Genomic DNA, 12798 nt, shown 5'->3' on the forward strand with positions numbered 1-12798 from the left:
TATCCCTACCTTCCTACGACACCCATGCCGTTTATGACCTTATCCAATACTTCATCTTGTAATGTCATAATTCTCGCAGCCGCATTATATGCATGCTGAAATTGGATCATATTCGTCATTTCTTCATCAATGGAGACAGCGCTAGTCGACATTCTACGTTCATTGGCTGAATTGACAAGAGCAGCTGAACTGCTTTCAAGCGTCATGTTCTTTTTCCCTTGTACCCCCATCTCAGCAATCACATTTTGGTAATAATCCTGAATTGTCGTTGTATTTCCGCCGATTGGTAACTTTAAGTCTTGTATATTAGCTAATTTCGTAGCATTCGAACCGTCACCTTGTGTTTGATTGAGAGATGCAGCAATATTATCTGTTGATGCTAAAATGACATCGCTCACTTTAATACGAGCTGCCAAACCTTTATTCAACTCATTGTTATTTTCGATATCAAAAAAGTCTTGTCCACTTGCACCATTTAACGTGTACCCCTGCTTATGTACATCGTTAAATGTATCCATGAATACTTTTGCTACTTCATCCAGCTCTGCAAGCATATCTGGATACATGCCTTTTTCAGCACCGTTTGACATGTAGCCATAAGCTTCAACAAGTGCTTTTACTTTACCGTTCACTTGTAATTGATCCGCTGCAATTGTTGTTGTTCCGAATTGAAGTGAGTTAACAAGTCCCGTTGTATTATCGTAAGAGATTTGCAGTTCAGACTTTTCGTTCGTAATACCATTCAAAATGTTTCCAGCAGATTGTCCATTTGCACCGATAATGTCGATGTTGACAGTTCCTTCAGCAATTTTGAGTGCATTACCGCCAGGTGGATTGTAGCTGACCTTAATATCAACAAGTGAGGATAATTGATCGACCAAAGTATCACGTGTATCATAAAGATCATTTGGAAGATATCCATTTGGCTCAACTGCTGCAATCTGTTTGTTCACTTCATCTATTTGAGATAAAAGAGTGTTTACATCTTTGGCTGTTGAATCGAGTTCCGTTTTTAAATTCTTTTGTATCGTTGTTAAAGAAGAATTGAGCAGACGGAATTGGTCAACTAAAGCCTGTGCACTTGTTTTAACAACTGTACGTGCAGAAGCCGTATCAGCATTTTTTGATTCCGATAAGACCTGTAATGATTTCCATAGATTATCAAAAGCTCTGTTCAAGCCCTCATCCGTCAAATCATTCATAACCCCTTCCATCTGTGAAAGGGCATCTGACTTCGTTGAGTAGTAAGATAAGTTATTATTATGATCTCTGTATTGTAGATCTAAAAAGCTGTCTCGAATTCTTTCAACGGTTCCAACTTGTACACCTGTCCCCATTTGGCCATACGTTTTGCCGTCATAAACAGAAATGACTGGATAAGGATTTTCTGCTTTAAAGGTCACTCTTTGTCTTGAGTAGCCCTCCGTATTTGCATTGGAGACGTTGTTTGATGTGACATAAAGCCCTGCACGCTGGGCTGTGATGCCTCTTTTTGCCGTTTCTAGTCCCATGAATGTAGAACCCATTGGTATCCTCCTTGTTTACGCCTTTGAATCAAACAAAGCCCTTTGCTGTTTAGGCTTTGAACTCTCAAGACCATTTTGTCCGTAATTCATATTTTCTTTATTAGGGTTAACGAGATCGAATGTCAGTGAAATAAATTGAAGTGACTGCTGAATAAGCTGCTTGTTCAGTTCATTTACATCTTTTAGTTCCACCATGATGTCATTTAGTTTCTCATATAATGAAATGAGCTCTTCTTGATCTGTACCTTCAGCCTTTTCGATACATGCAGTGATGGTTGGTGATTGATCACTTTGTAAAAATTGAACGGTCGCTTCAATTCGTTTTTCTTCTAATTGAGAAATGGCCTGAATATACTTTTGCTCTAAATTCAGAACCTCTGAAAGAGCATCAATCTCATTGCTTTTCAGCATTTCTGTTTTATCCTTAGACAACTTTAAAAGCTGTTCATGCAATCCATAGAGACGATGCAGTTCTTCAATAATTATTTTAACTGACATTCACGCTGCTCCCTTTTGTTATTGTTGTTTATAAAAATTCAGCATTTTATCTGCAATGCCTTTTGTATCTACTTGATATGTTCCGGCTTCAATGCTTTTTTTAATTTGGTCAATTTTATCTTGGCGTTCTCTCATAATATTCGGCACCTTTTGCATTTCGATTGCCTTTTTAGAAATTTCGACTTTATCAGTTGATTTAGCTTGATTCGATTGCAACGTTTGTTTCTCATATGTTTTCTTGTAAGGATTTACTGGTTGTGTTCCATATCGATTAATTTTCACGGGATTCCTCTCGCTTTCCGTTACAGTCTGTCTTGATTCTATCCATTTTATCGACCAAACTGCAACTTAGTTTAGGGAATCAGTCGTTTTTAGGATTAATGGCATAATAGGTGTCTTTTTTCCTAGATTCAATCTCCCTTTTACGCTCCTCTTCTTGGTTCATTTGGCTGATTTGTGAATGAATATCCTGTTCACATTGGCTGCATAGCTTGTTTTTCCTGATCGCTTTGCCACATCTTTCACAAGGATAATTAATATTTGGAAATTGACTAATTTGCAGTCTTTTCAAACGAATAAATTTCAAGATTAATTCTTCATCAACGTCTGTTGCTTCTACTATTTCAGCAATAGTTGATTGTCTATTACTTTGTTTTCTCAAGAATTTATATACGATATCAAAAGAACGTTCTTCTTCTTCAAAGCATTTATTACAAACCGTTTGGATGGTGGTTTTTAAAAATAGCTGATTACATTGTGGACAGTTTGCCAATTGATTCATAAACCAAAACCCCTTACGTTATTTTCTTTTCTTATTATCGGTTAATTATCATGATTTTTAACTACGTATCAACGTAAAAGAAGAAACACTTTTAGCACCTGCGTCTTTCAAAATTCTTGCCGCATCATAGATGGTTGCTCCCGTTGTATAGATATCATCAACTAATATAATATCCCTTTGAACAATCGCATCTGTTTGCTTGATTTGAAACAATCCTTTTTGATCTAGGCGTTCATTTTTCTTTTTTTTAGACTGCTTACTTTGATGTATTTTCACGAGTGGCTGCAATATTGGCTTATCTAGCAAAGAAGCGATTATCACGGACTGATTAAATCCTCTTTCTTTTAGTCTTTCATGACTTAAAGGGATCGGTATCAGCAATGGGTCTTTTATGCAGAAGGAATGTTTAAATGCTGCTTGTACATCTCTTTTAAACAGCTCAGCTAAAGCCGTATCACCCCGAAATTTAAAGCGGGCAAGGACATCTTTCATCAACTCGCTGTAAGTATAAACTGACCTATTTTTTACAAGGACTTTAATAGAATTAGAGCGTTCATTCCAACTATTACAGTCCTGGCATAATTGGTCATTTGACTGCGCCCTTCCGCATGTTGGACAAATAGGACGCTCAATCTTTACTAAGTGATTCTTACATGCTACACAAAGACGATCATCATTTAATAGTAGGAATGATTTCCATGTAAAAGCAGGCACAAAATGTCCCTCGCAAATTTGACAAATCAATTGGTTTCCTTGTTCAGCAGCAGACGATTTTCACACCTTGGAAATGCGGAAACCTTGGAAGCTGCTTCTGTCAGAATGACCAGCATCGCAGTATTCTTCTGTTTATCCACCATCTCAGATTTACTGTAAGATATTTTATCGATATCTGTTATATATTGTGGTTTCACTTGATTCAGTGAAATCGCTAATACATCTTCCATACACTTTTCACAATGACAAATCATGTTTAATTGGTTGAGATATTGATTGAGAATTTCCTTGAGTAGTATTTCTTTTGCATTGAGTAGCATATTTGTCTCTCCTGCCATTTGTGTATTGTGAATATAATGTACCATGATTTAGTTGAACCCACACTGTTTTTCAGAAAACTCTTTTGCAGCCGTATCATTCATTTTTGCGATATGCTTCTTTGCTTGTTTCATACTTCTCGTTAAACCAAAATGAAAAAGGAAAACATCTCCTGTACAATAATCCGGATGTCTGCCTACCCGTCCAGAAATCTGAACAAGTGCACTCTCTGTAAAAATAGTAGATTCCGAACCTAGTACCCCCACTTGAACATTTGGAATGGTTACGCCTCTTTCTAGAATAGTGGTTGTAACTAGTACATCGTATACGTAATCTCTAAAGTGCTGAACCTTTTGTTTCCTATCCGGATCATCGGCAGATACTCCCTCCACGTTTAAGGATTGTTCTCGTAGAATCTTCGTTACCTTCTTCATGACAGCAATTGAAGGAACAAAAAGTAATATTCTTCTCTTATTTGCAATATGTCGCTGCATCCAATTCATCACTTTAGGGGGCAGCTGGTTCTTTTTTAATTTCTTTTTCCAATGTCCGATCCAATGAAAGGTCGGTACGGGTAATGGGTGCTTGTGAAAACGCAAAGGAATTTTTATCGCTTCCAGTTTTCCGCGAGAAACCTCTCTCGTCATTTTTTTAGAGGGTGTCGCACTTAAATAAATCCTAACCCCTCCGTTCTTTCTCATCGCCTTTAGAACAGCAAATTGGAGTCGCTCATCCATTGAATAAGGGAAGGCATCGACTTCATCTACAATGAGCACATCAAAAGCATTTTTGTATCTCATCAGCTGGTGGGTTGTGGTGATCACAAGCGGTGCTATTTGAAACCTTTGAGAACTGCCTCCATAAAGTACGGTAATTATCACCCCTTGAAATGCTTTTCTAAGCCGCGGTTCGAGTTCAAGCACAACATCTGTTCTAGGTGTCGCAATACAGACACTCATTCCTTGATTTAATGCATATTCGATTCCGTGAAAAAGCACTTCCGTTTTCCCTGCTCCGCAAACCGCCCAAACAAGTAGATCAAATTTGTTTTTAATAGCTTCAATCATTCTTTCTGACGCTCTTTTTTGTCCTTTAGACAGCTTTCCCTGCCATGTTAATTCGGCTCGACCTGTTTCTACCATTTGTGGACCTGTCCATTCATAAAGAAACCCACATTCTGCTGCTTTTCCCATCATGATGCATGATCTACAGTACACACAATCCTTTTGACACACTTCACATGGAGAATGAGCGAAATACCGCTTGTGTGATACACCGCACCGGCAGCATGTAAAACCATTTGCTTTCCTCTCAATGGCTGGAGACCGATTGACTAAGCCCTTCTCCTCCAGCCAATCTAAATTGGACTGCGGGCACTTTGTTTCAACGGTGAGCAGATGGCGTGAATGCAGCTGCCCCATTAGTTCCATTGCTTTGTCCATATTCATCTTCACCAAACACCTTTCAATTGATGTTTGGCTATTATGCGCAAAGACATGACCTTTCGTCCAACAGTTAAAATCAAAAAACAAAACCTCTTTTCCATACGAAAAGAGGTTTTTTAGGAATTATCTAATCACCCAGCCAAGGGCTAAAGAGCCTTCACCTAGATGGGTGCCGATTACGGCACCAAAGTAGCTTTTATAAAATTCAACATGAGGATATTTTTCTGATAAGTGCGCAATTAATTCTTCTGCTTCTTCTTCTCTATTACCATGTATCAGTGTTGCTCTCATCGGAACACCACGTGATGCATCTTCATCAAATAATTCAAAAATACGTGAAATGGCTTTTTTACGTGTGCGAATCTTCTCAAAAGGAACAATTAGCTTGTTGTCAAAATGCAAAATAGGCTTTACCTTTAAGAGGCTTCCAATAAAAGCCTGAGCACCATTTAATCTGCCGCCTCTTTGCAAATGAGTTAAATCGTCTACCATAAAATACGCCCGCTGACTTTCTTTCAGGTAATTTAGATGTGCTAACACTTCTTCTAAAGAAGCACCTTCTTGGATTTTTTCAGCAGCTTCTAACACATAAAAACCTTGTGCCATACAGCTTGTTTCTGTATCAAACGGGTAAATATCAATCCCGTCAACTAGATCATTCGCTGAGACCGCACTATTATACGTTCCACTAATTCCACTTGAAAGGTGGATACTAATCACGGCGTCGTATGTTTCACTTAGTTTTTCATATAAGGCTATTAATTCACCGAAAGCAGGCTGAGAGGTTGTTGGAAGATCTTTGTGTTTTTTGATTTCTTCATAATATGTCTTCCAGTCCATTTCTATTTCTTCACGGTATGATTCACTGCCGAAGATGACGTTAAGGGGGATCATATGAATATTATGTTTATCACGCAGCTCTTGTGGTAGATAAGCAGTACTGTCTGTTACAACGGCTATTTTCATTCTTAAATACCTTCCTTATTCGTTAAGTTACTCTTTTTTATTTTAAAAGAATGATCATTTTTTCATTAGATTTATAATAGTAATCAAAAAAGCCTGCCTAATCAATAGGCAAGCCCTCTATATCCGAAAAAGAATCCTTACCCTGTCTATCATTTCCCTTCACCTAAAATGTGAGAGAATAAAAACAGGCGAAAAAGGAGTACTTGTCCGGAACACTATCTCATTTCTACCCAGCCATTTTTAATAGCTACAACAACAGCTTGTGTACGGTCGTTTACATTCATTTTTTGCAAAATGTTACTCACGTGGTTTTTAACTGTTTTCTCACTAATAAAGAGCGATTCACCGATTCCTCTGTTGCTCTTTCCGTCAGCTAACATTTGAAGAACTTCACATTCACGTCTAGTTAAGATATGAAGTGGTCTGCGAATTTCAGGATATACCTCGTGCTGTGGATGTGCTGAAACGCCGCTAGTCGCTAGGCGTCGGAATTCATTTACTAAGTTATGAGTGACTTTCGGGTGTAAATAAGAGCCTCCGTCAGCTACAACTTTCACTGCTTCGATGAGTGTGTCTGCATCCATTTCTTTTAACAGGTAGCCTCTCGCCCCTGTTTTCAATGCATGTGTTACATAGTTTTCATCGTCATGAATAGATAGAATAATGACTTTTGATTCGGGATAAAGCTCAACAAGCTGCTTTGTAGCCTCAACACCATTTACATTCGGCATATTAATGTCCATAATGACAACATCCGGATGATAGTGTTCTACGATACGTGCAGCTTCGTCACCGTCGTCTCCTTCTGCAACTACTTCAAAAGTAGGTTCAAAATCTAAAATCCGTTTGACACCTTCACGGAATAATTGGTGGTCATCAATAATTACAATATTTACTTTAGTCACAAGCTACGCCTCCCCATGTTTATTGTTCTACACCTGAACTTTATGGTCAATATGTCTTTTGACTCTATTTTACAATTTTATTTTGCAATGTTAATGGCACGCGAATCATGATGAATGTCCCTAGACCTATTTTTGAGTCTATGGTCATTTTACCTTCCAGTAAGTCTACGCGTTCTTTCATGCCAAGTAAACCGAAGGATTTGTTTTTGTTTGTTTTTACATCTTTCATATCAAAGCCTTTTCCATCGTCTTTAATAATTAAGGTCACAAAGTCTTTCGTTACTTCTACTTTGACAGAGATTTCTTCAGCTTCAGAATGCTTTAATGAATTTGTGACAGCTTCTTGGGCTAGTCTAAACAGTGCTACTTCAAATTGAGAAGCAATTCTTTCGCTTTCTGTATCACCTAGGCATTGGAACGTAATTTTGGTTTTTCCATCATATTCTTCAATTGTGTTTAAGTATTTTCTCAGTGTCGGAATCAGTCCCAAATCATCTAAAGCCATCGGTCTTAAATCATAAATGATTCTTCTCACTTCGTACAGTGCATTTCGCACATTCTGTCTGAGACTTCTAATTTCTTTAAAACCTTCTTCTGTACCGCGGTCTCTAAAAATCCGTTCAATTAATTCGGAACGCATCATCACGTTTGCCAGCATTTGAGCAGGGCCGTCATGAATTTCCCGCGACACTCTTTTGCGTTCTTCTTCTTGGGCTTCAATAATTCTGAGACCAAAATCTTGTTTTGCCTGAGCATCTTCAAGTAAAACGCCAACCTGGCGTAAATCCTGGTTGAGATAGTTGAGAACCACTGTAATCTGACTCACAAGCGTTTCAGAACGTTCAATGACGTCTTGTAAGCTTAATAATCGTCTTTCCAGATCGTCTCTTCTTTCTCTCAGTTGCTTCTCGCGCTGCTGAATCATGGTGAGTTCCACTTGCAAGTTATGTGCTTTTTCGTAGGCCTCACGTATTTCTTCTTCGCTGAATTTGTTGAAGTTTCTGCTGACCTCAGATAAGCGGTTTCTAGCATGTCTTGTATGGACTTCCAGCTTATCCCCAAAATCAATTACTTCGTTTACTTGCTGTTTGATTTGCTTCAGCTCTTCTACTAGGCTTTCATATTGTTGACGGGACTGTTCGCCTATTCTAAATACTTCGTCCTTGCTGCCATCAACTGTACTTAGCATTTTCATGATGATTGAATCCAATAATTTCGGATCCATTTTGGGTGTTGTCATGGCTTTTCCCTCCCGTAACAGTGATGTCATCTTTTTTTATTATAAATGTCATTGATCTGCATTTTATGTCGAATTATAATGAAAGAATGCGTATAATCATGAAGTTTTTATGACGACCCTTTTTCCGCTCCTATCATCATAACAAAATACGCTGTAAAATTCTAAAACCAATGCAAATTTTCACTAGTCTTACAATTTGCTTGTCAGGAGGGTATGTCTTTTGCTGAATCGCTATCTTACAGTAAAAAGTCGTGGCGAGCATGAGATCGTCATTGAAAAATCACGTTTTATTTGTCATATACAGCGTGCTGTCTCAGAAGAAGAAGCACAAGCATTTATACAATCCATTAAAAAACAACATTGGAATGCCACACATAATTGTTCAGCCTATCTCATTGGTGAACATGACCTGATTCAAAAGGCGAATGATGATGGTGAACCAAGCGGTACAGCAGGTGTGCCAATGCTTGAAGTGCTAAAAAAACGGAAGCTGAAAGATACAGTCGTTGTGGTCACTCGTTATTTCGGCGGTATCAAGCTTGGTGCCGGTGGATTGATTCGTGCCTACGGAAAATCTGTATCAGAAGCTATCAACCATGTTGGAATGGTAGAGCGCTGTTTAATGCGTACAATGCACACAACAATAGATTATACATGGCTTGGAAAGGTAGAGAATGAGCTTAGAGCCTCATCTTTTCAGCTAAAAGAAATCCATTATGCAGAAGATGTTATTTTTGAGACATATGTCGAAGAAACACAAACAGAGCAGTTCATTGAGTGGATGACTGAGCTGACAAATGGAAAGAGTGTTACAAAAGAAGGCGAACTGATTTATTTAGAAAAGGACATTGGTCCGATAAAGGAGACAGATGAATGGCACAACGAGTAAAAGTGCGTGTACGAAAGAAAAAGAGTAAGAAGAAGAGAATTATCAAACGTATTCTGGTCTTATTTTTGCTTCTTATCATCTGCATGGGCGGATTTGCAGTATATAAAATCGTCAATACTCTTCAAGCTGCTGACAAAACATATGATGAACTAAACCGTGGAGAGAAATCGAATCTTCGTGATGCTGTCATTGATATTAAGAAAAAACCTTTCTCTGTACTATTTGTCGGAATTGAGGATTATGCCACAAAGGGTGATCATGGCCGTTCAGATTCACTCATTGTCGCAACGATAAACCCCCAAGACAAAACGATGAAAATGGTTAGTATTCCTCGTGACACACGCGTACAGCTTGCAAGTGATACAACAGGAAGTAAAGAAAAGATCAATGCAGCATTTGCTAAAGGTGGTAAAGACGAAACGATCGAAACTGTCGAACAATTCTTGCATATTCCGATTGATAAGTATGCAACCGTTGATTTTGACGGATTCAAGGATGTCATTGATGAAGTCGGCGGAATTGATATCGATGTTCCATTTGACTTCAATGAAAAAAGTGATGTTAAAAAATCGAAAAAGATTTACTTCAAAAAAGGCAATATGCATTTAAACGGGGAAGAAGCACTTGCTTACGCACGGATGAGAAAACAAGATCCACGCGGTGATTTCGGACGTAACGATCGTCAGAAACAAATTTTACGTGCAATGATTGATCAAATGGCGAAGCCAAATAACATTGCGAACGTCGATAACATTGCGAAAGAAGTCAGTGATCACATTACGACCAATTTCCGTATCACAGAAGGTCTTGCGCTTCAGCAAATCTACAGCGGATTTAAAGGAGATGACACAGAAACTCTTTCTATTAAGGGATCAGACCTTTATTTAGGGCCAAATCGCACGTATTACTTTGAGCCAGATCCGACCAATTTAGCTAACGTACAAAATGAATTACGCACGCATTTAAAGCTGCCTGCTGAATCTTCAACTGAAACAGATTCACAAACCAATCCGTCCTCTGGTGAAACGGGGACAAGTGATACACCTAACTCTTCGACCAGCACACCCGGACAATAATAAAAACAGCCCAGTTCCTAGGAACGGGCTGTTTTTTACTGTCTTTTGACCATTCGTTTATAAAATTTCGTAAATGGTTTAAACTCTTCATTCACCAAGCCTGTGACTTCCGCAATCACTTGCATGAACATGACCAGTAAAAAGATAATAATCAGTGATAACCATATGGTGGCGCTCGTCAGCAAAATGGCACTTAAGCTAAAGACTAAGCCAATCATATAAATCACGATGACAGCCATGCGATGGGACAAGCCAAAGGCCATCAGTCTATGATGAATATGAGATTTGTCAGGTGCTGAAATCGGCTGTTTGTTTAATATTCGTCTAATGATGGCAAAAGTGGTATCGAAAATAGGGACACCTAAGATGATCACTGGGACAACAACACTAAACAAAGTGACACTTTTGTACAGACCTAATAGTGACAGTACCGAAATCATATAGCCTAAAAAAAGCGAACCGGTGTCACCCATAAAAATCTTCGCTGGATGAAAGTTGTAAAAGAGAAAGCCAATGGTACTGCCAATGACAACAAGTGATAATGAAAGAATCAAAATTTTATCAGCTGAAAATGCCATCACGGCAATGGTTGATAAACCGATGACAGAAATACCGGCAGCCAGTCCATCAAGGCCGTCAATTAAATTAATGGCATTTGTGATTCCGACAATCCATAACACGGTTAGGGGATATGCCATCCAGCCTAACTCAATTCGATCTGTTAAGAAAGGAACAGAGAAAAAGTCCATTTTTAAGCCTGTGCTTACAATCAGACAAGCAACAAGAACTTGTACGAGAAATTTAAATCTTGCACTTAAATTATATTTATCATCAAATATACCTAGAATGACGATAAGTACGGCACCAACTGAAATTGCTGTAATTTTATTATGTAGAAACAGCCCGCCTGCTAATGCTCCAGCCGCTACCCCAATAAAAATTGCCAAACCGCCCATTCGAGGCATTACTTTATCATGAACTTTTCGTTTATTCGGCTGGTCCACTGCACCAATCTTAATTGCAAACTTTTTGACGATTGGTGTCACAATTAAAACTGTAGCCAGAGAGACAAAAAACGCTAATAAGGCGCGTTCGTAATCCATAGGTCAGTCTCCTTCTAAATTGAAATCTGTATTTTGTATATTGGCCGCTCTTTCCATTATACAATTGAATAGAGGATGATCACAAGCTCCCCCTGTGAAGAAGAAACAAATAAAAACGCACAATCCCTGATGAATTATGCGTTTTCTTTAATATTCGTTAGTTCCACCATGTTTGTGAACAGCGCGTGCCAATCTTTTTTCTTCGCACGGCTTTGTCTTAGATGTCTATAGGTCATGTCGTCTTTTTTGCTGATCACTTTTTGGCAGGCTTCTACGAAGAGCGCAGGATCCTCGCCTTCTAAATATTCATACACATCATTCTCTTTTAGCCTTTCCGTTGACGGAAGATTTAAACCAACAACCGGTATTCCTGCGGCTAAAAATTCATATAGCTTGAGCGGAAACACAGCTTGATTGTAAGGAGATTGTTTGTATGGCATCATGCCTACATCAATCAGCTTCATATACGCAGGCACTTCTTCTGGTGCAACAGCACCTGTCCAAATCACATTCGGCAGTTTAAGTGCATGCTGAAAAGATGGATCACCATTTGTTCCATCCGGACCGACAAATAAAAATGTCCAATCAGGCTGCATGCGGGCAGCTTCTGCTATCATGTCAAAATCGAGCTTCGGCTTGATGCCTCCAATAAAACCAAGAACAGTTCCTTCTCTACCTTGCAGCACATCCTCCTTACATGGAAGATTGCTTTTTGCAAACACATCGTACTCGACGCCATTTTCAACTGTAAAGACATCTTTCGGTTCACCCATGAGACGCTTTTTGATTTGATCGTGTAAGTATTGAGAAGAACATGTAATGCTGTGTGCGTATTTGATGATTCGATTTTCTGCTTTCACAATGACACGCTGTCTCATATAAGAAAGCAAATTATTTTTGCCGCTTATCGGCTCTCCCCACAGGTCACTGCAATCATAGACAATATGTTTCCATTCAAATAAAGAAGATAAGAGCGGAAAGCCCGGAAACGTATACCATAAGCAAACAGCGATTCCCTTCTTTTCTTCCTGCCGCAAATGCTCAAGAAGAGGGGACAATTTATGAATATAGAACATGTCTTGATATCGGCCAAAGCGGAAAAATTTGCTCTTGAGCACATCAGGAATGGTCAATTGCTTCATTCGATCGGTTATGGGCTGAAAGGGAGCTGTATGACCAGATGCAGATGGGCATACCCAGATGACCTCTTTCGTTTCTGGATCAGATGCTAGAAATTCCGCCAGTCGATGCCGTCTGTACCTCAGGCCGTCCTGTCCCCATTCTCCCGTCGCTACGATAACATGTATGATCGAGTCTGCTTTCACCTTTATCACCTT

General features: G+C 39.0%; 14 protein-coding genes. 2 read left to right on the top strand and 12 right to left on the bottom strand.

What is annotated here, in order from left to right; translation table 11 throughout:
• Nucleotides 1–5: 5 nt before the first annotated feature.
• The 10 genes from flgK to MHB66_RS16555 all read right to left on the bottom strand — a co-directional run bounded on the left by flgK (nt 6) and on the right by MHB66_RS16555 (nt 8393).
• Nucleotides 6–1526 carry a flagellar hook-associated protein FlgK gene (gene flgK / locus MHB66_RS16510; RefSeq protein WP_024423618.1) on the bottom strand — a complete coding sequence of 507 codons (1521 nt, stop codon included), beginning with the start codon at nt 1524–1526 and terminating at the stop codon, nt 6–8.
• 15 nt (nt 1527–1541) lie between these two features.
• A complete protein-coding gene (locus MHB66_RS16515; RefSeq protein WP_024423619.1) occupies nt 1542–2024 on the bottom strand; it encodes a flagellar protein FlgN in 483 nt (160 codons plus the stop codon).
• 18 nt (nt 2025–2042) lie between these two features.
• Complete coding sequence (flgM, locus tag MHB66_RS16520) at nt 2043–2306, bottom strand: flagellar biosynthesis anti-sigma factor FlgM (RefSeq protein WP_024423620.1); 264 nt, start codon at nt 2304–2306, stop codon at nt 2043–2045.
• Nucleotides 2307–2385: 79 nt separating this feature from the next.
• Nucleotides 2386–2805, bottom strand: coding sequence for a TIGR03826 family flagellar region protein (locus tag MHB66_RS16525; RefSeq protein ID WP_034281098.1), 420 nt, complete (start codon nt 2803–2805; stop codon nt 2386–2388).
• A gap of 57 nt (nt 2806–2862) precedes the next feature.
• On the bottom strand, nt 2863–3519 hold the full coding sequence (locus MHB66_RS16530) for a ComF family protein (RefSeq protein ID WP_235362365.1): 657 nt from the start codon (nt 3517–3519) through the stop codon (nt 2863–2865).
• A gap of 26 nt (nt 3520–3545) precedes the next feature.
• Complete coding sequence (locus MHB66_RS16535; protein ID WP_024423623.1) at nt 3546–3839, bottom strand: competence protein ComFB; 294 nt, start codon at nt 3837–3839, stop codon at nt 3546–3548.
• A 48-nt stretch (nt 3840–3887) separates the two neighbouring features.
• Nucleotides 3888–5285 (bottom strand): DEAD/DEAH box helicase, encoded by a 1398-nt coding sequence (locus MHB66_RS16540; RefSeq protein WP_152649307.1) that lies wholly within the window; start codon nt 5283–5285, stop codon nt 3888–3890.
• Between the two features lie 120 nt (nt 5286–5405).
• Nucleotides 5406–6248, bottom strand: coding sequence for a DegV family protein (locus MHB66_RS16545; RefSeq protein ID WP_024423625.1), 843 nt, complete (start codon nt 6246–6248; stop codon nt 5406–5408).
• 215 nt (nt 6249–6463) lie between these two features.
• The gene (gene degU / locus MHB66_RS16550; protein ID WP_008348273.1) at nt 6464–7153 is read right to left on the bottom strand and encodes a two-component system response regulator DegU; all 690 of its coding nucleotides are present in this window, start codon (nt 7151–7153) and stop codon (nt 6464–6466) included.
• A gap of 64 nt (nt 7154–7217) precedes the next feature.
• The gene (locus MHB66_RS16555) at nt 7218–8393 is read right to left on the bottom strand and encodes a sensor histidine kinase (RefSeq protein ID WP_003213166.1); all 1176 of its coding nucleotides are present in this window, start codon (nt 8391–8393) and stop codon (nt 7218–7220) included.
• 220 nt (nt 8394–8613) lie between these two features.
• Here MHB66_RS16555 and MHB66_RS16560 point away from each other — a divergent pair, with 220 nt between their 5' ends.
• Nucleotides 8614–9282 carry a YigZ family protein gene (locus tag MHB66_RS16560; RefSeq protein ID WP_012011434.1) on the top strand — a complete coding sequence of 223 codons (669 nt, stop codon included), beginning with the start codon at nt 8614–8616 and terminating at the stop codon, nt 9280–9282.
• Entirely contained in the window at nt 9267–10358 is a 1092-nt protein-coding gene (locus tag MHB66_RS16565; protein ID WP_034281103.1) for an LCP family protein, read from the top strand. The genes MHB66_RS16560 and MHB66_RS16565 overlap by 16 nt, the downstream gene beginning before the upstream one ends.
• 35 nt (nt 10359–10393) lie before the next feature.
• On the opposite strand, the gene MHB66_RS16570 is transcribed toward MHB66_RS16565, so the two are convergent.
• Together MHB66_RS16570 and MHB66_RS16575 are read right to left on the bottom strand one after the other, a co-directional pair.
• Nucleotides 10394–11461 carry an MraY family glycosyltransferase gene (locus MHB66_RS16570; RefSeq protein ID WP_024423627.1) on the bottom strand — a complete coding sequence of 356 codons (1068 nt, stop codon included), beginning with the start codon at nt 11459–11461 and terminating at the stop codon, nt 10394–10396.
• Between the two features lie 134 nt (nt 11462–11595).
• On the bottom strand, nt 11596–12792 hold the full coding sequence (locus tag MHB66_RS16575) for a glycosyltransferase (protein ID WP_025093964.1): 1197 nt from the start codon (nt 12790–12792) through the stop codon (nt 11596–11598).
• Nucleotides 12793–12798 lie beyond the last annotated feature (6 nt).

It is taken from the genome of Bacillus sp. FSL L8-0167 (assembly GCF_038630295.1).
In the GTDB taxonomy this organism is placed as follows: domain Bacteria; phylum Bacillota; class Bacilli; order Bacillales; family Bacillaceae; genus Bacillus; species Bacillus safensis.